Annotated in this window: 22 protein-coding genes, 3 tRNA genes and 1 riboswitch; of the genes, 11 read left to right on the top strand and 14 right to left on the bottom strand. The window is 48.3% G+C overall.

What is annotated here, in order from left to right; all coding sequences use genetic code 11:
* Positions 1-14: 14 nt before the first annotated feature.
* Genes H591_RS0111770 through H591_RS0111760 form a run of 3 tightly spaced genes read right to left on the bottom strand, consistent with a single transcriptional unit; the run spans position 15 to position 3,519 of the window.
* Positions 15-1,862, bottom strand: a complete 1,848-nt coding sequence (locus tag H591_RS0111770) for a GldG family protein (protein ID WP_022967163.1) — start codon at positions 1,860-1,862, stop codon at positions 15-17.
* Between the two features lie 2 nt (positions 1,863-1,864).
* Positions 1,865-2,599, bottom strand: a complete 735-nt coding sequence (locus H591_RS0111765) for an ABC transporter permease subunit (RefSeq protein ID WP_022967162.1) — start codon at positions 2,597-2,599, stop codon at positions 1,865-1,867.
* Complete coding sequence (locus H591_RS0111760; protein WP_022967161.1) at positions 2,596-3,519, bottom strand: ABC transporter ATP-binding protein; 924 nt, start codon at positions 3,517-3,519, stop codon at positions 2,596-2,598. The genes H591_RS0111765 and H591_RS0111760 overlap by 4 nt, the downstream gene beginning before the upstream one ends.
* A gap of 278 nt (positions 3,520-3,797) precedes the next feature.
* Between H591_RS0111760 and plsB the strand changes: the two genes are divergently transcribed.
* A complete protein-coding gene (gene plsB / locus H591_RS0111755; protein ID WP_022967160.1) occupies positions 3,798-6,263 on the top strand; it encodes a glycerol-3-phosphate 1-O-acyltransferase PlsB in 2,466 nt (821 codons plus the stop codon).
* 52 nt (positions 6,264-6,315) lie between these two features.
* Positions 6,316-6,525: riboswitch (yybP-ykoY riboswitch) on the top strand.
* 6 nt (positions 6,526-6,531) lie between these two features.
* The gene (locus H591_RS0111750) at positions 6,532-7,101 is read left to right on the top strand and encodes a TMEM165/GDT1 family protein (protein ID WP_022967159.1); all 570 of its coding nucleotides are present in this window, start codon (positions 6,532-6,534) and stop codon (positions 7,099-7,101) included.
* Positions 7,102-7,155: 54 nt separating this feature from the next.
* Here H591_RS0111750 and H591_RS0111745 read toward each other — a convergent pair whose 3' ends face one another.
* Complete coding sequence (locus tag H591_RS0111745) at positions 7,156-8,112, bottom strand: NAD(P)H-quinone oxidoreductase (RefSeq protein ID WP_022967158.1); 957 nt, start codon at positions 8,110-8,112, stop codon at positions 7,156-7,158.
* A 129-nt stretch (positions 8,113-8,241) separates the two neighbouring features.
* Between H591_RS0111745 and H591_RS0111740 the strand changes: the two genes are divergently transcribed.
* Positions 8,242-10,332, top strand: coding sequence for a carboxy terminal-processing peptidase (locus tag H591_RS0111740; RefSeq protein WP_022967157.1), 2,091 nt, complete (start codon positions 8,242-8,244; stop codon positions 10,330-10,332).
* Between the two features lie 105 nt (positions 10,333-10,437).
* Here the strand turns inward: H591_RS0111740 and H591_RS0111735 are convergent, their stop codons facing one another.
* The 5 genes from H591_RS0111735 to tcdA form a co-directional block, all read right to left on the bottom strand.
* On the bottom strand, positions 10,438-10,914 hold the full coding sequence (locus H591_RS0111735) for an SEL1-like repeat protein (protein WP_022967156.1): 477 nt from the start codon (positions 10,912-10,914) through the stop codon (positions 10,438-10,440).
* A gap of 2 nt (positions 10,915-10,916) precedes the next feature.
* Positions 10,917-11,285 carry a hypothetical protein gene (locus tag H591_RS0111730; RefSeq protein ID WP_022967155.1) on the bottom strand — a complete coding sequence of 123 codons (369 nt, stop codon included), beginning with the start codon at positions 11,283-11,285 and terminating at the stop codon, positions 10,917-10,919.
* Positions 11,278-11,589, bottom strand: coding sequence for a helix-turn-helix domain-containing protein (locus tag H591_RS0111725; protein ID WP_022967154.1), 312 nt, complete (start codon positions 11,587-11,589; stop codon positions 11,278-11,280). Before H591_RS0111725 ends, H591_RS0111730 begins: the two co-directional genes overlap by 8 nt.
* 236 nt (positions 11,590-11,825) lie before the next feature.
* Positions 11,826-12,575, bottom strand: a complete 750-nt coding sequence (locus tag H591_RS0111720) for an FKBP-type peptidyl-prolyl cis-trans isomerase (protein ID WP_022967153.1) — start codon at positions 12,573-12,575, stop codon at positions 11,826-11,828.
* 862 nt (positions 12,576-13,437) lie between these two features.
* Positions 13,438-14,250, bottom strand: coding sequence for a tRNA cyclic N6-threonylcarbamoyladenosine(37) synthase TcdA (gene tcdA, locus H591_RS0111715; protein WP_022967152.1), 813 nt, complete (start codon positions 14,248-14,250; stop codon positions 13,438-13,440).
* A gap of 186 nt (positions 14,251-14,436) precedes the next feature.
* Between tcdA and H591_RS0111710 the strand changes: the two genes are divergently transcribed.
* The 4 genes from H591_RS0111710 to H591_RS0111695 are packed head-to-tail and all read left to right on the top strand — an operon-like array spanning position 14,437 to position 18,186.
* Entirely contained in the window at positions 14,437-15,246 is an 810-nt protein-coding gene (locus H591_RS0111710) for a putative RNA methyltransferase (RefSeq protein WP_022967151.1), read from the top strand.
* 3 nt (positions 15,247-15,249) lie between these two features.
* Positions 15,250-15,624 (top strand): hypothetical protein, encoded by a 375-nt coding sequence (locus H591_RS0111705; protein ID WP_022967150.1) that lies wholly within the window; start codon positions 15,250-15,252, stop codon positions 15,622-15,624.
* A 39-nt stretch (positions 15,625-15,663) separates the two neighbouring features.
* On the top strand, positions 15,664-16,536 hold the full coding sequence (gene ypfJ / locus H591_RS0111700) for a KPN_02809 family neutral zinc metallopeptidase (RefSeq protein WP_022967149.1): 873 nt from the start codon (positions 15,664-15,666) through the stop codon (positions 16,534-16,536).
* Between the two features lie 42 nt (positions 16,537-16,578).
* Positions 16,579-18,186, top strand: a complete 1,608-nt coding sequence (locus tag H591_RS0111695; protein WP_022967148.1) for an FMN-binding glutamate synthase family protein — start codon at positions 16,579-16,581, stop codon at positions 18,184-18,186.
* Positions 18,187-18,222: 36 nt separating this feature from the next.
* Here H591_RS0111695 and H591_RS0111690 read toward each other — a convergent pair whose 3' ends face one another.
* Both H591_RS0111690 and H591_RS0111685 read right to left on the bottom strand, forming a co-directional pair.
* Positions 18,223-19,050 (bottom strand): CheR family methyltransferase, encoded by an 828-nt coding sequence (locus H591_RS0111690; RefSeq protein ID WP_028244390.1) that lies wholly within the window; start codon positions 19,048-19,050, stop codon positions 18,223-18,225.
* A gap of 61 nt (positions 19,051-19,111) precedes the next feature.
* Complete coding sequence (locus H591_RS0111685) at positions 19,112-20,044, bottom strand: chemotaxis protein CheV (protein WP_022967146.1); 933 nt, start codon at positions 20,042-20,044, stop codon at positions 19,112-19,114.
* A gap of 75 nt (positions 20,045-20,119) precedes the next feature.
* Here H591_RS0111685 and flgA point away from each other — a divergent pair, with 75 nt between their 5' ends.
* From flgA to H591_RS0111665, 4 genes are all read left to right on the top strand, one after another.
* Positions 20,120-20,866: a flagellar basal body P-ring formation chaperone FlgA gene (gene flgA, locus H591_RS0111680; protein ID WP_022967145.1), complete on the top strand. Its 747-nt coding sequence runs from the start codon at positions 20,120-20,122 to the stop codon at positions 20,864-20,866.
* A 157-nt stretch (positions 20,867-21,023) separates the two neighbouring features.
* Positions 21,024-21,356 (top strand): flagellar biosynthesis anti-sigma factor FlgM, encoded by a 333-nt coding sequence (gene flgM / locus H591_RS0111675; protein WP_022967144.1) that lies wholly within the window; start codon positions 21,024-21,026, stop codon positions 21,354-21,356.
* Positions 21,357-21,394: 38 nt separating this feature from the next.
* Complete coding sequence (locus tag H591_RS0111670; RefSeq protein WP_022967143.1) at positions 21,395-21,862, top strand: flagella synthesis protein FlgN; 468 nt, start codon at positions 21,395-21,397, stop codon at positions 21,860-21,862.
* A gap of 83 nt (positions 21,863-21,945) precedes the next feature.
* A complete protein-coding gene (locus tag H591_RS0111665) occupies positions 21,946-22,689 on the top strand; it encodes a flagellar brake protein (RefSeq protein ID WP_022967142.1) in 744 nt (247 codons plus the stop codon).
* Positions 22,690-22,872: 183 nt separating this feature from the next.
* Here the strand turns inward: H591_RS0111665 and H591_RS0111660 are convergent.
* The 3 genes from H591_RS0111660 to H591_RS0111650 all read right to left on the bottom strand — a co-directional run bounded on the left by H591_RS0111660 (position 22,873) and on the right by H591_RS0111650 (position 23,306).
* Positions 22,873-22,948, bottom strand: a tRNA-Glu gene (locus H591_RS0111660).
* A 148-nt stretch (positions 22,949-23,096) separates the two neighbouring features.
* A tRNA-Glu gene (locus H591_RS0111655) sits at positions 23,097-23,172 on the bottom strand.
* A 58-nt stretch (positions 23,173-23,230) separates the two neighbouring features.
* A tRNA-Ala gene (locus tag H591_RS0111650) sits at positions 23,231-23,306 on the bottom strand.
* Between the last annotated feature and the right edge of the window lie 68 nt (positions 23,307-23,374).

Below are 23,374 nucleotides of genomic sequence, written 5' to 3'. Positions count from 1 at the left end.
TGCGCTGCCTAAAATTAATCAGCAATCTGCATCCGACGAATACGCCGCGTTAGGCTAAACATAATCAGCATAAAGGTCAGCAAGATCGGCATCACGCCAATATTAAAGAACTTCAGCTTAGTGCCTAACGACTCAATATCGGCATTGAGCTGGTAGCGCACTTCACGCAACTCTTTACGCAGCTGTAACTTCTCAGCTAAGAACTGCTGCACAGTGGCTTGTTGCTCAGGGGTTAACTCCAGATTCTTCTCTGGGTCAGTGGCCTGCTGTAGCGCAATGAGTTTTTCTTCCGTGGCGGCTAAACGGCTTTGCAACTCGTGCTCTTTTTTACGAAAACGCTCTTGAGCACTGCGCTGTAAATTATCCACCACGGTAAAGGGACGATTAAAATTACCGCGCGAACGAATGCTAATTAATGCATCCGAGCCCGACAAGTTATCCAAAGCATTAATCGCAAAGCTGCCATTGTCGGCCCAAGGCTGCGGCAAACTCTGACCAAAGAAATCTTGCACCTGCACCCACATGCGATCACTGAGCATATCGGTATCAGCCACCACAATCACATTGATGTTTTCAGCGCTTTGTAAGCCTTTCTCACGCCCTTCAATACCATCCGCAAAGGCTGTAGTCGCCGGACCACTAATCCGCGCCGCCAGCACATAGCGCTCACCGGTTGGCTCAAGCTCAGCCAATAAATCTTCAGGATTTTGCAGCATGGCAAAACGCTGCGCACTAAAGGGCATGGCATATTCAGAGCTGTGCAATAACGGGGTAAATTGCGTTTTTGCGTTTTCCAGCGGCTGTAAAATACCGGCGGTGGCTAAAGTGATGTCATTCAATTGCGCCGTGATCACATCACTGCTGTCTAAGGCCTTTTTCGGCAGAGCAAGCCAACCTGGGTGACGCACTGCACGCTGCTGCGCACCTACGCCAACCGACATGGCATAGACGCCATCGCCCACCACTTGATCAGGCAGCATGCGCACGCCCCAAGCCTTGAACAGCTCAGGTAAGTCTGAGGTTTTATCAACGGCCAACTCACCTGGCATCCCTGTTCCGGTATCCGCTTCGCTATAAGGATCAACGAAGACTAAAAGCTTACCGCCGCCCAATACAAACTGGTCAATGGCGTAGCGTGTCGCTTCACCAAGGTGTTTGGGGTGGACCAATAATAGCGTGCGGATGTGTTCTGGAATCAGATCAACATCATCCTTCAAACTCTCAATGGCAAACTGCTGACGCACTTCCTCAAGAATTGTCCAAGCAGGCTGCGGCTGCCCTGCTTGCATATCAAAACCGCCATTAAGCGGCAGCCCAGATAGCACACCAATCACTGGGCGTTCGGTTTGTGCCACACTACTGATCAAACGGCTGAGTTCATACTCTAAAAGTTCTTCTTGATCCAAAGCGAAAAACGGAATGATCTGCTCATCGCCTTGAGTATTCTTTGCAGCTAAACCAAAGTACAACTGCGCACCATCTTGCTCTAGTGGCACCGCTTGCAGACCTAACGCTGCAGCACGGTCTTCATCTTCAGAGAAAGCTTCCGGATCAATCACTTCTAAACGTAACTTGCCATCAGCCATGCGCACATAAGCATCCAACAGCTCTTCAACGCGCTGGGCATAGTTACGCAACATGGGTACATCACGCGTGGCTTTATTAGAATAGAAGTACTGCAAACTGATGGGCTCTTGTAGCTCACTGAGCAGCTGTTTGGTCCCATTCGACAAGGTGTACAGTTTTTGCTCGGTAAAATCGAGTTGAGTGTTTTTAAACAGACCATTGGACAGCACGTTGAAGCCAACAAAGGCTACAGCGATAAGGACAAGGCCCACACTGGAATACATTAAACGTCTCATGTTTAGTCCGCCTTCTTCAAATCAATCACGACCGCAGTGGCCATCAGCCAAGCCGTAATAAAGCTTAAGAAATAAAGAAGATCACGCACATCAATTACTCCTTTACTGATCGCTTGGAAGCGCGTTAAAAAACTAAAGGATGCAACAACATCGAGCAACCACTGCGGTGCCCAGCCATTAAATACATCTAAAACCAGCGAGAAACCACTCACCACAAAGAGAAAGCACAAACTCACAGTTAAGATAAAGGCAATCACTTGGTTTTTTGCCAAGGCCGACATACAGGAGCCGACCGACAAGTAAGCACCCACCAACAACCAACTGCCCAAATATCCGGTCAAAATCGCGCCATTATCAGGATCACCCAGATAATTGACCGTCAGCACCATGGGAAAGGTCAGCAACAAAGCGATGCCGGCAAACACCCACGCCGCCAAGAACTTTCCCACCACGCTTTCAAAGCGGGTAATTGGCAAGGTCATCAACAGCTCAATGGTGCCGCTTTTACGCTCTTCAGCCCACATCCGCATGGCCAGCGCGGGCACTAAAAACAGGTACAACCACGGGTGAAAATTAAAAAACGGATTGAGATTGGCCTGCCCACTCTCATAAAAACCACTCAGATAAAAAGTAAATACGCTCGATAGCACGAGGAAAATCAGCAAAAACACATAGGCCAAAGGTGTGGCAAAAAAGCTGGTAAATTCTCGTTTAAAAATAATCGGTAGCTGCTTCATGCTGCATCTCCACGGGTCAAACTGCGGAACACTTCATCTAAGCGACCACGTTCCACTTCCAGTTCACGTACTTGCCAGCCTTGGGCGTGAATCAATTGGTTCACTGCAGGAAAAATCACTTCGCCAGGCTTAGCTAATAAAGTGATGCTGCCGTCCAGCGGGTTATCTTCAAGAGCCATCACGCCAGGCAGCGCTTGTAATAGCTGTCGATCCAACGGCTGTTCAGCAAGGATGGTCACAGCCTGGTGATAACGTGAGCGACTTTGTAACGCGTACGGCGTTTCATCAATCAGCAAACGACCGTGGCTGATCACCATCGCACGAGTACAAAGCGCGCTGACTTCTTCTAAAATATGCGTAGAAATAATGACAATGCGATCCACTGCCAAGCTTTTAATCAGCTTACGCACTTGATGCTTTTGATTGGGGTCGAGACCATCGGTGGGCTCATCCAGAATCAACACTTTAGGGTCATGCATTACCGCTTGAGCCAAACCAACACGACGTTTGAAACCTTTGGACAAGGTATCAATGTTTTGCTCAACCACGCGCTCTAACTCAACCAAAGCAATGGCGCGCGCCACCCGCTGCTTGAGTTCTTTGCCGCGATAGCCGCGAACCTGGCCAATAAAACTGAGAAAATCACCGACACTCATATCGCCATAGCACGGCGCGCCTTCTGGTAAATAACCGATCAGACGCTGCGCTTGCAGGGTTTGCTTGCCAATATCAAAACCACAAATACTGACATTGCCCTCGCAAGGCTGTAAAAAGCCTGTGAGCATTTTCATCGTGGTTGATTTACCCGCACCATTGGGGCCTAAAAAACCAACCACTTCACCGGGCTCAATGGTAAATGACAGGTCATCCACCGCCACCTGCTGCACAAAGCGTTTCGTTAAGTGCGTTACTTTGATCATTACTCCACCCTATCCAACTATCACTACGGGTTTACCGCCTTAATATAAAGCGGTTAAAGAAAACTGCAGAACTGTGCCACTGCATATTGAAAAAAGAAAGAGCATAGCAGTCAAGCTAAGGATTAAAATGAGATTTGTCGCTTTATGACTGCAGTGTGTCTATTTTTAGCGGTTAAATTGGCGTAAAAAGCGTAATCTTGTCATTGCTTTGAAGAAATATTTTTTAATAACTTTTATTTTATTACACACAACTGCTCTTGATCTGGGATCCATTGTTTATGAGTTTTTCATCGATTCGTCGCTTGTATTTTTCTGTCTTACGCCGCTTGTTACTGCTATGGGTGCGCTCAGAAACCATCGACAGCAGCGTCTTCCTTAGTTTGCGCAGCGACGTGCCGCAGGTCTATGTCCTGCAGAAACCCTCCATCAGCGATCTCGTGGTACTCGACAATGAGTGTCGTAAAGCAGGCCTCAATCGCCCAATTGCGCACATCAATGAACCGTCTTTAGAGCAGTTAGCCAGCTTTTTCTATCTGCGCCTTGAGCCAGACTGGGCTGGACGAAAAACCACCCAGCACATTGCACCCACATTAAAAAAACTGGTGCAAGCGGTTGAATCAGGGCAGATCAGCAATGTGCAAGTCGTGCCGGTCACCGTATTCTGGGGGCAATCGCCGGACCGAGAAACCAGCCCGTGGAAATTGCTACTGGCGGATAGCTGGGCAGTCACCGGGCGCTTACGACGCTTATTTCAGGTACTCATCCTCGGCCATAAAACCCGCGTACAGTTTTCTGCGCCGATTCAACTGGCCGAACTAGTCGCACAAGGCAAAGGTGAGGAACGCACTCAGCGCATGTTGCACCGCTTGCTGCGCGTACACTTTCGCAATAGTAAAGCGGCGGTCATTGGTCCAGACCTTTCACACCGGCGCAACTTGGTCAAAGCGCTCATCCATGAACCACAGGTGCACCAACGTATTATTGAAGAAGCTGAGCGTGATGGCATCAGCATCGAAAAAGCCCAACAGCGTGCGCTTAAATACGGTAACGAGATTGCTTCAGACTACGCTTACACCGCGATTCGTTTTTTAGAGTTGGTGCTGAGTTGGTTTTGGAATAAATTTTATGATGGCATCAAGGTCAATAATCTTGATGGCGTACGTGAGATTGCCCACGGCCACGAAATTATTTATGTGCCCTGCCATCGTAGCCACATTGACTACTTGCTGATGTCTTACTTGCTATTTACCAATGGTTTAACACCGCCGCACATTGCCGCCGGCATTAATCTCAATATGCCGGTTATTGGTGGTTTATTACGTCGTGGCGGTGCGTTTTTTATGCGCCGCACCTTCCGTGGCAATCCACTGTACGCCAGCGTCTTTAACGAATACCTGCACACCTTATTCACTAAAGGCTTTCCGGTTGAATACTTTGTTGAAGGCGGTCGCTCACGCACAGGACGCACCTTACAACCCAAAACCGGCATGCTCGCCATCACTTTAAATAGTTTTCTGCGCTCGCAACGCTTACCCATCGTTTTTGTGCCGGTGTACATCGGTTATGAGCGGGTCCTTGAAGGCCGTACTTACCTGGGCGAGCTGCGTGGCGCCAGCAAGAAAAAAGAATCCTTTTTCGATGTGTTTCGCGTGATTGCTGCCATTCGTAAACAGCGTTTTGGCCATGTGTCGGTGAATTTTGGGCAACCGTTAAAACTGACTGAGTTCATGAACCAACAACAGCCCAATTGGCAGCAAGAAATCACTCATGAAAACCCTGCATCAGTAGGCCCTGCGGCGCAGCAGTTGGCCACGCGCATCGCCCAGCACATCAATGCCGCAGCAGCCATCAACCCAGTCAATCTGGTTGCCTCAGCACTGCTGTCAACTCAGCGTTTAGCCTTGGATGAAAACGCCTTGGCGCGGGTGATTAACCTGTATTTGTCATTGCTGCGCAGCGTGCCCTATTCCGCTTATACTTCCTTACCTGAAGGCGATGGCGTCAGCATCACCCACTATGTGCGTGATATGCAGTTGATCAGCGAGCAAAAAGACGCGCTGGGACGCATCTACTATTTAGATGAACACAATGCGGTACTGATGACCTACTACCGCAATAATGTTTTGCATGTATTTGCCCTGCCAGCGTTATTAGCCAGCTTTTTCCATAGCAATGCGCGGATGACGCGCAACCAAATTATTGCACTGGCCCGCGCGCTCTACCCCTATTTACAAGCCGAACTATTTACCCATTGGTCGCTGGACGAACTGGATGCAGTGATTGATCAATGGCTGGCCAGCTTTGTTGAGCATGGCTTATTGCAGCGCGATGGTGAAACCTACCAGCGTCCTGCACCCAGTTCGCAGCATTATGTTTTGCTTAGCCTGCTGTCGCGCACGCTGCTACAAACCTTACAGCGCTTTTATATGGCCATTGCTTTGTTACTCAATAAAGGCCAAAACGCTCTGGATGCGCAGCAACTGGAAGCGCTATGCACCGTTATGGCGCAGCGTTTATCAATCCTGCATGGGCTCAATGCACCTGAGTTTTTTGATAAAAGCTTATTCCGTCACTTTATTCAGACCCTCATCAATGAGGGTGTAGTGCAGGCCAATGCAGAAGGTAAACTCAGTTACCACGACAAGCTTGGCGCATTAGCAGAAAATGCAGCCAAACGCGTACTTCCGGCGGAGATTCGCTTGTCGATTCGTCAAGTCACCGATGACGATGATGAGCAGATCTAAAGCTAGAGAACTGGCTGTTTGTCTTGATTTAAGCACAGCCTTTACTTAGTATTGCCCCGTCTTGGGGGAGTAGTCGGCTATGAAATGCTTCATAGCGTGCACGTCAACATACTTGATCAGCAGATCATGGCGTGTACACCTTGGTTTATGCACATGCAGTTACGGCGCATAACTTAGGCTGGCGAGACCCATGACATACATAACCTTACCGGGTGGCAAGGCTGTGTGTGTCATGGTTGTCTAATCTGTCCGCCCTAAGGTTTTTTGTATGTTTGAAACACTCTTCATCTCAACTGGCATCGTAACTCTGGCTGAAATCGGCGACAAAACCCAGCTGCTTGCCTTACTTCTCGCTGCGCGTTACCGCAAGCCCGTACCGATTATTATCGGCATCTTAATTGCTACGCTGGCGAATCATTTTTTAGCTGCAGCCGTGGGTTATCAAGTCGCACAACTATTTTCCCAAGCGACTTTGCTATGGCTCTTAGCTGCCTGCTTTTTAGCGGTTGCTGCGTGGACACTGATTCCCGACAAACTCGATGATGACGGTAATATTGCAGTTAAATACGGCCCATTTATGGCAACCTTGATAGCTTTTTTTATTGCCGAAATGGGTGACAAAACGCAAGTTGCCACGGTGATGCTTGCGGCGCAATTTGAGTATTTCTGGATGGTGGTCTGCGGTACCACGCTGGGCATGCTGTTAGCCAATGTACCAGTGGTCTTAATCGGTAATTTTGCCGCTGAGCGCTTACCGCTGAAACTGATTCGCGCTATTGCTGCTACAGGCTTTCTTATCTTCGCTCTGTATTGCGCTTGGCAAGCACTGTACGCATAAGCCAAATAATACTGCAGCACGCTGTTTAGGCCGCGCGCTGCAGTTTTCCACAGCTCATTCAGCAGAAATTTGCAACACCACTTTCCCGTTAACCTGATTGCTTGCCAATCGTGCAAAAGCCGCTTCAGCATCGGTCCAAGCAAACACCTCTTCCACCTGCGGGTCTAATGCACCACTGCTAAACAGCGGCCAGACTTTATCAGTGAGTTGAGCAATCAGTTCGCCCTTAAATGCATCACTGCGACTGCGTAAGGTTGAACCAATCAACTGAACCCTTTTGCTCAGCAACTGTGCTAGATCAAGCTCAGCACGGCGCCCGCCCATCAAGCCTATATTCACCCAGCGCCCATCAAGGCCCAATATTTTCAAATTGAGCGCGGCATAGCTGGCACCGACAGGATCAAGAATCACATCAAAAGGCGCGAAATCCTGCAAACCATCGATATTGTCACCGCGTATCACACCGCCTTCGGCGCCCAGTGTTTGGCAGTAGGCTAAACGCTCCGCCGAACCCACACTGACCCAGCATGGACTGTGAAAAGCCTTACACAACTGAATTGCCGCCGAACCTACACCGCTAGCACCGGCATGCAACAGCACTTTCTCACCCGGCTGCAGTTTGGCCAACTGGAATATGTTTAACCAAGCAGTGGCATACACTTCTGGAATCGCTGCCGCTTGCAATAAACTTAAACCCTCTGGCACCGGCAACACATGGCGCGCATCCACGCAGACTTCTTCCGCCATACCGCCACCAGCCAGTAAAGCGCAGACGCGATCACCCACTTGCCAGCGACTACCTTTACTGACCTCGCTGATGATGCCTGCACATTCCAAGCCAAGAATGTTACTGACACCAGGCGGCGGTGGGTACAAACCTGCTGCTTGCAATAAATCGGCACGATTAATGCCTGCAGCGACAACGCGAATGCGTACTTGTCCTGCTTCGCAGCGTGGTTCATCGCATTCAATAAGCTCTGGGCGACCTTGATTGCCTTGCAATGCTTTCATTGTGCCTCCATATTGTTAATCATAATGTTTGACTGTAGCTATTTATTGAATGAATACAGCTTACAATGGAACTGTAAACACTTTAGGCGGCCTAAAATGCGTCATTACTCACTCAGACGAAGAATCAGCATGAAGCACACTTTAACTCGTTCAGCCCTGGCTTTAGTCATTGGCCTCGCTGCTTTACCTGCCGCACATGCAGTGAGCAAAGCACAACAATGGGACTACTTACAACCCGACCGCGACCAAATGATAGCTAGCCTTAACGTTGTTGAGCTGCTGAAGCGTCATCATTACAGTAAGCCGCCGCTCGATGATGCGCGCTCACGTAAAATGTATGCAGGCTACCTAAAGATGCTTGACCCTGCCCGCATGTACTTTACGGCAAACGACATTAAGACGTTTAACGCTTGGGAAGCACAATTTGATGACTTCCTTAAGGCCGGCAATCTCAAGCCTGGCTACAGCATTTATAAACGCCAGCTCGAGCGTTTAGATCAATATTTAGATTATGCTTTGGTTGAGCTTAACCAAGGTATTGATAAAATCGACTTCAGCATCGACGAGTCGTTTGAAACTGATCGTGAAAAAGCACAATGGGCTGCCGATGACGAAGCCCTACAAGACTTATGGCGCAAACGTCTAAAAGATGAAGTGCTGCGGTTAAAAATCGCCAACAAAGAACCTAAAGCGATTGAAACGCTACTGATCAAGCGTTACAAAAACCAACAGAAGCGTTTGCAACAAACACGCAGTGAAGATGTTTTCCAAGCCTACATCAACTCTTTTGCGCAAACCTATGATCCGCACACCAATTATTTATCACCGGATAATGCTGAGAATTTTGACATCAATATGAGCCTGTCTCTAGAAGGCATTGGCGCGATGTTGCAAGGCGATAATGAGCACGTAAAAATTGTTCGTTTGATTCCAGCGGGCCCTGCAGAAAAAAGTAAACTGGTTGCTCCTGCCGACAAAATCATTGCTGTCGGTCAAGGCAATAAAGAGCTCGTCGACGTGATTGGTTGGCGTTTAGATGAAGTGGTTAAGCTGATTCGTGGCCCAAAAGGCTCGCAAGTGCGCTTGGAAATTATCCCAGCCAGCAACGCTCCCACCGATCAGACCAGCAAAGTGGTGACCTTGACCCGTGAAGCGGTCAAACTGGAAGAACAAGCAGCGAAAAAATCGATCCTCCATCTTGACCAAGACGGTCGCAAGGCCAAACTTGGTGTGATTGAAATTCCAGCGTTCTACTTAGACTTTAAAGCTTACCGTTCCGGCGACCCTGAATACAAAAGCACCACCCGTGACGTTAAGCGTCTGATCACTGAACTGCAAAAAGAACAAGTGGAAGGCATTGTCATTGATCTGCGTAACAACGGTGGTGGCTCATTACAAGAAGCCACCGAGCTGACTGGTTTATTTATTGAGCAAGGTCCAACCGTACTGGTGCGCAACAGTGATGGCCGCATTGATGTTTTAGCCGATGAACAAAAAGGCGTCTTCTACAAAGGTCCGCTGACTGTATTGGTCAATCGCTTATCAGCTTCGGCCTCGGAAATTTTCGCAGGTGCCATGCAGGACTATCACCGCGCCTTGATTATTGGCGGACAAACCTTTGGTAAAGGCACAGTGCAAACGATTCAGCCACTCAACCACGGCGAACTAAAGCTGACTCTAGCTAAGTTCTATCGCGTGTCTGGGCAAAGCACTCAGCACCAAGGGGTGATTCCTGATATCAGCTACCCTGCTGATATGGACATCAATGAAATTGGTGAAAGCGCACTGCCTGAAGCCATGCCTTGGGATAGCATTAAGCCTGCATTAAAGCCTAGCAGCGACCCTTTCAAACCCTTTATTGCCGAACTCAAAGCACGTCATGATGCACGTACAGACAACGACCCTGACTTTGTCTTTAGCCGTGCACGTCTCGCGCTCACTCAGCGTTTAATGCAAGACACTGAGGTCAGTCTCAACGAAGTTGAGCGTCGCGCGCAGTACGCTAAAATCGAGAAAAAGCAGCTCGACATTGAAAATGCTCGCCGTGGCAAAAAAGGTGAAGACCTGCTAAAAACCATGATCAAAGATGACGAAGACGACCATGTCGCTGAAATCGAAAAAGATAAGAAACTCAAACCTGAAGATGATGCTTACTTAGCAGAAACAGGACGTATTTTATTGGATTGGTTAAGCTTAATACCCATCGCCAGCCGTCAATAAACTTTCCTGAACTTTAACGCTTAAACAATTATCCCGCCGATTGGCGGGATAATTGTTTCTGTAATAAAAAAGCAATAATGCCTCTGATGATCACGTTGCTGCAGCCTAAGCTAAGCCCTGCTCGAGCGCCAATTGCCGTCTAATGCGCTCTGCATCCTCAGCGCTGGCCACTAATTGTGGTCCGCCCTGCTCGTACAACGCCAATAAACGTTGTAAAGCTAAGGGATGTCCAGCACGCCCAGCCAACTCCCACCAATGCGCCGCTTGGAGTGCGTTCGCAGATTCATTCAGCGTACCAGTGTAGGCCTGCAAACCGAGTTGATAAGCGGATTTTGCATCCCCTGCTTCTGCAGCCAAACGCAGCAAGCGCAAACCTTCATTTTTAGCGGCTAAACCTTGTCCGCGATGCAACAAAACATGGCCATAGAACGCTCGCGCAGACACATCGTCATAACTGCTCATACGTGCAAAACGTTCTTGCATCCACTGCCACACTCGCGGATTCTCAACAGCCCAGCGCTGGTTAAACAGCTTACGTGCAACGCTATAACCGGCTTGCGCGCGTAACTTTGCAAATAACATATTCACACCTCCGGATAACTGAACTGATACACATGTGCCAACTCAGCCTCTAGCCAAGCTGCCACAGTTGCTTCATCTATGACACCCTGAAAGCGTCCGAGTTGTTGCATACATTGAATAAAGCCCAATTGCGGATGTGCCGGTCGTGCTTGACTGACCACTAAAGCACTGCGTAACGGCCAGCCTTGTGTATGATCTGTGCAAGCTAATTGCTCGAGCGCCAAAGCTAACCGACGCACACTAGGTGCTGGCAGTTGTAGCTGCTCAATCACTTGACGGTACGTCACCACCGTTCGCTGCTGCTGAGCCTCTGCCAACAGCTTGAATAAACCGCGGCGTTGCTCATCAGTGAGCCCCAACGCTTTACTCATCTTGCCAACCGGACACTTTTAGAGCGCGCGCTAACGTGCGCTTCAATACATCGCTGACTTCACGCTCACCACTTTCGATCATCTGCAAATAGTGCGGACTGATACCGGCCTCACGCGCAACATCTTCCAAGCTCAAAGCGGCTTGCTCACGCAATGCTTTAAGTTCTCTTAAACTAGCTAAGGCTGTTGCAGCCTCGACCACGGGTTTATCGCGACCAGCATCTTTGAGTAGCTGCTGATATTGCTCCCACGGCAACACTGCATATTCAGGTTTACCGTCACGTGCAATCACTTGTACATTCATAGTGTTATCCAAAAAGACTGAAGATCTTGCGCAATACTACGCCACAGCGCTGGAGAATTCATACTCACCACACACCGCATACATTATAGGCGGGAGCTCTAGTTCATGCCTGCCAATAACTCATAGCAAACACGGAATAGATACAGGCTAAGTGAGCTCAGGCTTTTTGCGTTATAACATGCAGAAAGTAAAACGCCCTGACATCAGCAGGGCGTTTACACAGCACAATGAAGATTTTACTCTTCGATCACTGTTGCTGGCTCATCACTTTCAGCTGAATCAGCGGCTGGCTGGCCAACGATGTCTAACAATTCAACTTCGAAAACCAAAGTTGAATTTGCTGGGATCGCAGGCGTTGGGCTTTGCGCGCCATAAGCCAACTCGCTTGGAATATAGAACTTGTATTTTTCGCCAACTTTCATCAGCTGCAAGCCTTCAACCCAACCAGGAATCACGCCACCTACTGGGAATTCAACTGGCTCACCGCGCTCGATAGAGCTGTCGAAGACTGAACCATCAACTAGAGTGCCTTGGTAGTGAACGCTAACCACGTCACTGACTTTAGGCTGTGCGCCTTCAGCTTTTTTAACCACTTCATACTGCAGGCCAGACTCAGTGGTCTGCACGCCATCACGCTTAGCATTTTCAACTAAGAAATCAGCACCGGCTTTTGCGGCTGCATCATTAAGTGCAGACATGCGCTCTTGAGCTCGAGCCTGTAAGAAACCAAAGGCTTCCATTAACTCTTCGTCAGTTAGACGCTGGTCTTTTTTCGCCAATGCATCTTCAATGCCTAAGGCCACTGCTTGTGAATCAAGATCATCCATGCCTTCTTGGCTGAGGTTTTTACCCATGCTTAAGCCAATACCGTAAGAGGCTTTTTGCGCTGGTGTTTTTAGGTCAGCGCTGTCTGCAGCTTTGTTATCACAGCCCGCTAATACCAGACTTAATACAGCAACCGAAGCCGCTAAACGATGTAACTTCATTATATTGTCCTTACTTTATGCCTTACGGCTTTCATGGGTGCAAAGGCCTTGATGTTAACAGGCGACCCTATTGACTGGCTACCGTCTTAAGAAGGTAAAACTGTGTGTTAGTTCAATACTTTAGCAGCTGTACTTAACCACTTATTCAGCGCTCGACTGCTAGTTCGGGGTAGCTGATCACGCAGCGCACCTGTAGATGTCTGAATATTTTATTAAGCGCGCTAATTCTGTGCTTGTCGTACTACGTGCTCGCACACAACATCACTGATCAATGAGCGCCTTGTTAGTGTCGCGACAAGCGGAGCCAGGGATGGCGTAGCCTCGTATCGGGTCAGGATGACCCGTTGAGGGAAAAGCGATACCAACAAGGTACGGCTTGCGCATATCGCCACTGCTGCTTTGCTTTGTTTTGCTAAAGCTTATAAACAAGTCTGTGCATACCGCACTTCGGGGTAAGTGTTAATCCGTCGATGAAACCATCCTGGGTTCAACTCCGGCGCTCGTCATCCCTGACTCGCTCACCACACCCACCCCGAAGCACTCGTTGATCATTTGCGGAGTTTGCTCTATTGCAGTTCGAGTCAGCTACGCAAAATGCAGGCATGTAGCTATCTAGGTATGCATTTGGGAGTAAACCAACTCCAGCAGCAGTAAACACATAATGTTGGCTTTAAAAGAGTCGCACTACAGACCCGCACACAACATCACTGATCAACGAGTATCTTGTTGGTGTCGCGATCAGCGGAGACAGGGATGGCGCAGCCCCGAATCGGGTCAGGATGACCCGTTGAGGGAACAGCGATACCAACAAGGTACGGCATGCGCATATCGTTCTTAACACTTTTTTGATTATGTGCGCTAGCTAGCTGCTTACAGGAGGCTTAGCTCGCTCTGAAGGGCGTCGTGCGCCTGCGACCAACTTATCGATAGCGCGTGCCGCTGCCACTAAACCAAAACTTGCCGTCACCGTCATCGCCGCGCCAAAGCCCCCAGCACAGTTAAGCTTCACCCCATCACCAACAAAACTTTTACTCAAACACACACTGCCATCAGGATTCGGGTAACGTAATTGCTCAGTCGAATACACACAAGGCACACTGTAGTGGCGGCCAGCGGTACGAGAAAAACCATACTCACTGCGCAACAATGAACGCACACGAGAAGCAAGCGGGTCGTTAAAAGTCTTATTTAAATCACCCACACGAATCTGCGTCGGATCAATCTGCCCACCCGCACCACCGGTCGTAATAATTTGAATCTTGCGGCGCTTACACCACGCAATCAGCGCCGCCTTAGCAATCACGCTGTCTATGCAATCCACAACAAAATCAAGCTCTTCAGTAATGTACTGCGCCATCGTCTCATGACTGACAAAATCAGCCACGGCATGTACCCGACACGCAGGATTGATTGCTTGAATACGCTGCGCCATCACATCAACCTTAGCCTGGCCAACCGTATCGATTAAAGTATGCGCTTGACGATTCGTATTGGTGATACACACATCATCCAGGTCAAATAAAGAAATTTCGCCCACACCAGAGCGCGCCAAAGCCTCTGCCGCCCAAGAGCCCACACCACCAATCCCAACCACAGCAACATGCGCCTGTGCTAAACGTTCTAACCCGTCAACACCATATAAACGCGCAATACCGCCAAAACGTAAATCATCCATCCAAAACCTCACAATAATCGCTGGCGCATTCTAGCAGTAATCCCTACAACGCTTACAAAACACAGGCTGTTTCACTACACTGTAGAGAGAATTTACTGTGCTGCTGCGAGTTGTCCTGCACAATACACAGCACACCCATTACCTATTTTTAATCCAGCCCAGCACCTAGAGGGCTCGAGAATTGACATGCTTATTTGCCCCATCTGCCAGTCAGCACTGACCGCACACGAAAACAGCTTGCGCTGTATCTACCAGCACAGCTTTGATCGCGCGCGCCAAGGCTATATCAACTTATTACCTGTTCAGCATAAAAACAGCCGCGCACCGGGCGACAACCCAGCCATGGTCCAAGCACGCCGCAACTTTCTCTCAGGCGGACATTACGCGCCGCTAGCAGAACGTTTTGCCGCCTTGATGCAAGAACACCAGCCACAAAAATGGCTCGATATTGGCTGCGGCGAAGGCTATTACACTGCGCACATTGCCGAGGCCCTACCCGACAGCCAAGGTTACGCCTTAGATATTTCTCGCGAAGCAGTAAAACAGGCCTGCAAACGCAATGCACAGACCACTTGGCTGGTAGCCAGCATGGCACGCTTGCCGTTAGCCAGTAATAGTTGCCAAGCCATTGCCAGTATTTTCAGTCCCCTCGACTGGCAAGAAGCACACCGCGTATTAGTGCCTGGCGGAGCCTTGTTACGCATGGGTCCCTGCAGCGATCACCTGCAAGAACTGCGTGAACAGTTATATGATGAAGTACGCAGCTATGATGACAGCAAGCATTTACAGTTGCTTCCTGAAGGAATGCAGCATACTCACAGTGAAACCTTACGCTTTAGCTTGACCTTAAATGATGCTCAAGCGCGCAGCGACCTGTTGGCCATGACGCCACACGGCTGGCGTGCTAACGCTGAGCGACGTGAAGCAGTGATTGGACAAACGCTCACGACGACCGTCGCTATTCGCTACGACTGGATTGAAAAAACGGAAATTTAACTTATGCGCCAACCTGATATCGAAATTTATATCAAAGAAAGCAACCGCGAAGCACTGAGCGCATGGCTCTCTGCCGCCCTTGGTGCCCCTTGCCAGTGGCAGCAAAAGGGCCGGGTCTCGCGCTGCATCTGCGCCAATATCCCCATTGTTTACTTTGAACAGGCGGTGGGTAAATGGCATAGCCTTTTACTGGAAAGTGCTGACACACCTTGGTCTGATGATCTGCAATGCGCACAAGCTGCTGCCGCTTATTTGCAAGTCAACGTACGCTGTGCTCCAGGTAGCTGGCAAGAAACTGACGGCGAAGCAGATGTTGATCGTTGGCTGCAAGTCAGTGCCGATGGCAGCGTAGAAACCATTACTTGGCATACTTCTTAACCAACAATTGATTGAGCCAAGCATCAGAAGGAATTCGTTATGCGCTGGAAAAAAGCTCGTCGCAGTGACAACGTAGTTGATCAACGCGGTAAAGGCGGTATTGGTGGCAAAGGCTTAAGTTTAGGTGCTGTCGCAGTCATCGTGGTAGTTGGCCTGCTCAGCGGCCAAGATCCCATGCAGATTGTCGGCAACATCGCTGGACAAGCGATTCAACAAGGCGGCATCAATACCGGTGGGACAAGCAATCAAGCTGCCACCCCGCGTAATGAGGCGCAAACTGAGTTTGTCCGCGCTATTTTAGGTGACACTGAAGACACTTGGCGCGCTTTGTTTCAGCAAGCGGGCAAAACCTACAAAGACCCGAGCCTAATTTTATTTAACGGCAGCGTACGCTCTGCTTGCGGCTTAGCCGACTCTGCGGTGGGACCATTTTATTGCCCTGGGGATCAGCAGGTTTACTTAGACCTGTCCTTCTTTAAAGAAATGGAGCAACGCTTTGCCGCCACTGGCGAGTTTGCTCAAGCCTACGTCATCGCTCATGAGGTTGGCCATCACGTACAAACCCTACTAGGCGTTTCCGCTCGCGTACAAGCTGCACGCAAACGCGGCGAGCGTGTAACGGGCCACAATGGCTTACTGGTACGCCAAGAACTGCAAGCAGACTGCTTGGCCGGGGTCTGGGCGTATCATGCACAGCAGCGACACGCTTGGCTTGAGCCTGGCGATTTAAAAGACGCATTGAATGCCGCACAAGCGATTGGCGACGATCGTCTACAAAAGCAAACACAAGGGCATGTTGTGCCAGACTCATTCACCCATGGCACCTCGGCGCAGCGTGAACGTTGGTTTAGCCAAGGTTATAAATCAGGCATCGTCAGTCAGTGCGACACTTTCTCAGCACAGCAACTGTAATCACGCAGTAGAAAACAGCGCTCAAACAGGTTTGGAGATTTTATGTTGGTGATACGTTACGCAGTCTTTGCCACAGCCATTGTCGGCAGCTTAATCACTTTGTTATTGGCTTTAAGCAACCCCTGGTGGTTGCTGCTCAGTTCTGTCTTTATCGCGTTAACAGTGCTGGGGATGATTGATCTACGCCAAACCCAATCGACGTTACGCCGCAACTATCCGATTGCTGCACATATTCGCTATCTCTTTGAAAAACTGCGACCCATGTTGCGTCAATACATTGTCGAAGCCGATGATGATGAAGTGCCTTTCTCCCACGACCAGCGCTCACTGGTGTATCAGCGCTCGAAATCTGAACTGGAAACCCGCGCCTTTGGTACAGAGCAAAACGTCTACGGCACACGTTATGAATGGATTAACCACTCGATCAGCCCAACAAAAATCACCGATGATAATTTCCGTATCAATATTGGCGGTCCTGACTGTCAACAACCCTACTCTGCTAGCATTTTTAATATTTCTGCGATGAGTTTTGGTTCGCTATCACCTAATGCCATTCGCGCATTAAATAAAGGCGCACGTCTGGGCAAGTTTTACCACGACACCGGCGAAGGTTCGATTTCCAGCTATCACCGCGAACACGGCGGCGATATGGTTTGGGAGTTAGGCTCCGGCTACTTCGGCGCGCGCAATGATGACGGCACTTTTAGCCCTGAACGCTTCGCCGAACGCGCAGCCCTTGATCAAGTCAAAATGATTGAACTAAAGCTGTCGCAAGGCGCGAAACCTGGACACGGCGGCATGCTCCCCGGCGCTAAAGTTAACGCAGAAATTGCTCGCACCCGTGGTGTACCTGAAGGCCAAGACTGTATTTCACCTGCTGCGCATTCAGCTTTTTCTACCCCCGAAGAATTACTGCAGTTTATTGCACAATTGCGTAAATTATCCGGCGGCAAACCAACGGGTTTTAAACTGGCCATCGGTCACCCTTGGGAATGGTTTGCCATCGCCAAAGCCATGCTCAGCACGGGTATCACCCCTGACTTTATTGTGGTCGATGGTGCTGAAGGCGGCACGGGGGCAGCGCCACTAGAGTTTGCCGATCACATTGGCACACCCATGCGTGAAGGCTTGATGCTGGTACATAACACGCTAGTGGGCATCAACTTACGCGATAAAGTCAAAATCGGCGCAGCAGGTAAAATTATTACTGCTTTTGATATCGCCCGCACACTCGCTTTAGGTGCCGACTGGTGTAACTCAGCGCGCGGTTTTATGTTTGCTTTGGGCTGCATTCAGTCGCAAGTCTGTCATACCGACCGCTGCCCTACCGGTATCGCCACGCAAAACCCTAAACGCTGGCAAAGTCTGGATGTGCCAGACAAAGCAACACGTGTGCACAGCTTTCACACACGCACAGTAGCAACTTTACGCGAACTGATTGAAGCCGCAGGCCTAAAACATCCTGGAGAGTTGGGGCCTGAGCACATCATTCGGCGTGTCTCACCCACCTTGGTGCGCTCACTATCAACCTTGCACCCCTATCTGCAACCCGGCGATTTACTCAATGACGCCAAGCTACCTGAACACGTTGTTTTCCAACGCTTCTGGCCAGCTGCGCGAGCCGATAACTTTGCTTTTTTTAAGCAGTAACAATAAAAAAGGCCTAATTCATAGGCCTTTTTTATCTTACTTAGCTTGGTAAATAATACCAGGGCTGCACTGCACCATTCGATACAAATCAGGCAAGGCATTAAGTGCTTCAGATGCACCTAAAAACAAATAACCTCCTGTTTTTAAGGTTGCATGCATGCGGGTCAAAATATCTTTTTTGGCTTCTGCTGAAAAATAGATGAGCACGTTTCGACAAAAAACCACATCGAACTTACCTAAGGCAGCATAACTGTCAAGTAAATTAAGTGACCGAAACTCTACACGACTCTTAATTGCTGGCTTAACAGCCCACCGCCCATCTGCTGTCTTATCAAAGTAACGCTGCAAACGCTCCTGCGATAAACCGCGAGCAATCGATAAACTATCATACTCTCCTGCTTTACAGGCTTGCAGCATTGTAGGAGACAGATCTGTCGCAACAATTTGCGCACCAAACTTAACTGATCCTAAATTGGCACGCTCATATTCATCAATAGTCATCGACAAAGAATAGGGCTCTTGACCTGAAGAACAAGCTGCAGACCAAATTCTCAAACGTTGATTAGGCTGCTTATTCAGCAACTCAGGCAACACTTTATTCTTCATCACTTCAAAAGGATAAGCATCCCGAAACCACAACGTTTCATTCGTGGTCATTGCATCAACCACTTGCTCTTGCAATGCACCACGGGGTTGCGCCTGGATACGCGCCATCAACTCGGTCAAAGACTTTATGCCGTGCTCATCTTGCAGTTTCTTTAAGCGGCTCGTCACCAAGTATTGTTTATTATCACCCAAAACAATGCCTGACTTATTCTCAAGAAACTGTCTGAAAATATTAAACTCAGATTGCGTCACTGGCACATTGACCGCCTTTTCAAAAAATAGCGCTAAAGCACATTTATAATAGTTATTACAAAGACAACTATAGCCCATCGACTAGTTTTATGCGCTCAACAACTCGATCAGCTAAATCATCCGGGCGAAATTTAGCTAAAAAATCATTTGCACCAACTTTTTTAACCATCGCCTCATTAAAAACACCGGACAACGATGAGTGTAACAAAACATGCAGTTCTTTAAGGCGCGAATCATTACGTATCTCAGCAGTTAACGTGTAACCATCCATTTCTGGCATTTCAATATCTGAAACAAGCATTAAGAGCTCATCAGATGGTTTTCTGCCTTCGCTTAGCATGTTTTGTAAATAGTCATAGGCTGATCGCCCATCATTAAGAGCTATCACTTCAACGCCCACAGCTTGCAAACATCGCAGTACTTGCTTACGCGCTACAGAAGAATCATCAACGATAAGAATTTTTTTATTGAGTGCATTAATACGCACTTGTTCAGTTAAAATCCCAGGCGAAATTTCTTCAGAAGTAGGCGATACTTCAGCCAATATTTTTTCAACATCAATCACTTCAATCAATTGATCATCAAAACGTGTTACTGCCGTTAAGTAATGATCACGCCCTGTACCTTTAGGTGGAGGATGGATCTCCTCCCAGTTGAGATTGATAATGCGCTCAACTGCTCCAACTAAAAAACCCTGCTCTTTCATATTGTATTCAGCAATGATCACAAAACCATCTTGTAGACTTTTGAGTTCATGGTGTCCAGTAGCTAGCGCTAAATCAATCACAGGAATAGTGCGACCGCGCACACTGGCAACACCTCGCACAATAGGATTTGATTTTGGTAGTACAGTAAGGCTTGGGCACTGCAAGACTTCTCGCACTTTAAATACATTAATACCGTATAACTGAGGGCCGTTAAGCCTAAACAGCAGCAACTCTAAACGATTTTGTCCAACGAGTTGAGTACGCTGGTTTACTGAATCCATCATACCGGCCATGCTTAAGCTCCTTACTTTTAAACTGCACGCAGACGAAATAACAAATGCGGCATACTTTTTGCTTTGAATTACAATATGAAACAGATAAAGACATTTAATTGGCACACAAAAACACAATTCAGCCAAACGATTTGGCTTTGCTGCTTAACTGCGCTCGCGTTCACCACTCAGGCTGAAACGCTACAGCAAAAGATTATCGGCACCAGCGAAGCATTTCTTGAGGAAATCACTGAACAATATCTAGCAGACAATAGCATCATCGGACGCTACACAGTCACAATTGGTCGTCTCGATCCCAGATTACGTTTACCTCCATGCTCAGAACCCTTACAAACCAGCTTAGAAAGCCCTGCCCAACCATTAGGCAGAGTCACTTTACGTGTACGCTGTGACACCAACGCGCCATGGACAATCTTTGTTCCTGCGCACGTAAATCTGTATCGAGAAGTTGCAACAGCTTTACGCTCACTGCCACGCAACAGTGTCGTGCAAGCGTCTGATGTACAACTCTCTGAGCGCGACATTAGCAGCCTCAGACAAGGTTATATACTTGATCTTGAAAATGTTATTGGCCAAAAGCTAACTCGCCAAGTTCAACCCAATCAAATTATATCTGCCAACTACTTAAAAACGGTCGCAGCGGTTAATAAAGGCGATCAAGTCGTGATCACCGCCCAATCCAAATCGATGTCCGTGCGTATGCCAGGCACTGCTTTGGAGGAAGGCGCTATTGGTCAGCAAATACGCGTACGCAATACACGCTCACAACGTATTGTGCATGCTCGTGTCACAGGCCCCGGGCACGTTGAGGTGGCAATGTGAAGCGTGCTGCAGTAAAATATTGTCAAAACAAAGACACGCAGCTTGTTATTAAACAAAGCTTAAACGATGTGGTTTTTATTACGAAACACATCTAAAGTTTTCAGATCTGCTGCCGATTAGTTATGCAAGCGTTCATATATTGTATTGAGGTTACATCATGACTATCGACTTTAATCGCACAAATAACACTCCAGGCCTAAGCAAGCCCGCAGCTACTAATGTGCGCCAAAACTCTGCACAATTAAATCCCCAAGAAACTGATAAACAGACCGGCATCAACCAGCCCACTCAACAAGTTCGCACTGGCGAGCCTGTACAACTCAGTAAAGATGCACGTCAACTGCAAAGCTTAACTGATAAAATTACCGCACAACCTCAGGTTAACGCAGAGAAAGTTGCACAGCTTAAGCAAGCAATTGCAGAAGGCAGCTATCAAATCGACAATCAGCGTGTAGCTGATAAGTTGCTCGGTCTAGAAGCACAGTTTTGATGCGAAAACTCCTCACTCACTGTAGATAAAAGCTAATTATGGCCGACAAACGCATTGTTGAAATTTTGTTAAGTGACATAAGTATTGCCACGCAACTGCTGGAGATTCTTGATCAAGAATTCACAGCACTCAGCGATCGTAAACTAGACGTGCTTCAAGATTTGCTAGCCCAAAAGCAACCCTATTTACGTCAGCTCGAACAGCACAGCAAAGAACGCAGCCAACTCCTCACGCAAGCGCTTTTGAGCGCTGACCAGCAAGGTATTGAGCAGCTTGCAAGCAACTCACCAGTAGGCTCGCAGCTACTCGAAAATAGCGCATCGCTCAACAGCTTACTTGAGCAATGCCAAACGAAAAACTTGCGCAACGGTCGTCTTATTCGCAGCAATCAAATTAGCATCAACAGCATGCTTAACATTATTCGCGGCACCGACACTCCCTCGCTCTACGATAAAAAAGGCAGCACCTCTCCTAGCGTTAAACAGCGCCCTTTCAGCCAAGCATAGTAGTATTCGATTACTTAACTCGCTGCTATACTCAAGCGCATTCAAAGCTTCTTTCAGCATGGAAACACAGGGAAACTCTAATAGTGTCTGACTCCTTCTCAGAGAGCCGTACTGCACAGCCGCCAACACTACTGACTTCGCCAATCGAAATCGTCAGCAACCTTCGTGCGCTTCAGCAGCACCGTGACTTATTAGTCATGACCTTTGCTGATCGCCAACAAGTTTTTCACAGCTATATTGTCGACATTGATCGCGATAACAGCCGTATCGCTTATGACGAGCTGATCCCTAATGACGGCGAGCGACATTTACTCAACGGCGAGCCAGTGACCATTACAGCTTACCGAGATGGCGTACGCATGATTTGGTCTCATACACAACAAGGCCTTGCAGACACTCTAGAAAACGCTCCTTGCTACTGGCTTAGCTTACCTACAGAAGTCAGCTATCATCAGCGTCGGAACGCTTTCCGCGCCAACATACTACCCGAACAACCTATTGAAGCTCAGATCAACGGGAAAACCCTGAAAACCGTTATCCCCGCTCGACTAATAGACATTTCAGCAACCGGTTGTAAGCTCGATATCAAATCATTAACAACCAGCCTTCAGCCTGGCCAACTCTACGATGCGCTTGAGCTAGCACTACCCACAGGCCGTATTACGTTAAATGCCGAACTACGTCACCTAAACAAAGATGAAACATCAAGCTCAACACAAGCCGGCTTCATGTTTCACCAAATCAATGGAGCGACTCTACGAATTATCGAGCGTCTCGTTTATCAACTGCAACGAGAAGCACGCCGCAATGATGATGACTTATTTTAATATACCAAAAACATAAGGCCGTCTATCAAACACCAAAACAGCAAGATGTTTTTTGATTAAAAGAGCCAAGCAGTTGACAGGCACAAGCAGGCTCAGCTAAAGCACAGCGCACCCTATATTGCAGACAATAAAAAACCCAGCCTAAGCTGGGTTTTTACTTTAAGTCATAACACTTAAATAATATGGCGTCCCCTAGGGGACTCGAACCCCTGTTACCGCCGTGAAAGGGCGGTGTCCTAGGCCACTAGACGAAGGGGACAAAACCTTCGAAAACAAGCACTATTATATGCTTATTAGTGTTGTATTGAGCTGAACGATTTTTGCCGTCACTACTTGTTACGCTAACGCTTTGCTTATGTAGCACTAACAACTCACAGCGTTACGTACAGATACTGGCTCAGAAAATATGGCGTCCCCTAGGGGACTCGAACCCCTGTTACCGCCGTGAAAGGGCGGTGTCCTAGGCCACTAGACGAAGGGGACAAAACCTTCTTAAACATAACACATTCATGTTATGCCACTTTTCATATTACTGAAGAAGTGGTGGAGCTAGACGGGATCGAACCGTCGACCTCTTGCATGCCATGCAAGCGCTCTCCCAGCTGAGCTATAGCCCCATTTCGTGGACGGGGCGTAGATTAGGCGCAATCGATAATATTGTCAACCTAATTATGTCCGTCCGCTT

It is taken from the genome of Denitrificimonas caeni DSM 24390 (genome assembly GCF_000421765.1).
Lineage (GTDB): Bacteria > Pseudomonadota > Gammaproteobacteria > Pseudomonadales > Pseudomonadaceae > Denitrificimonas > Denitrificimonas caeni.
This window is presented reverse-complemented; position numbering and strand designations above follow the sequence as displayed.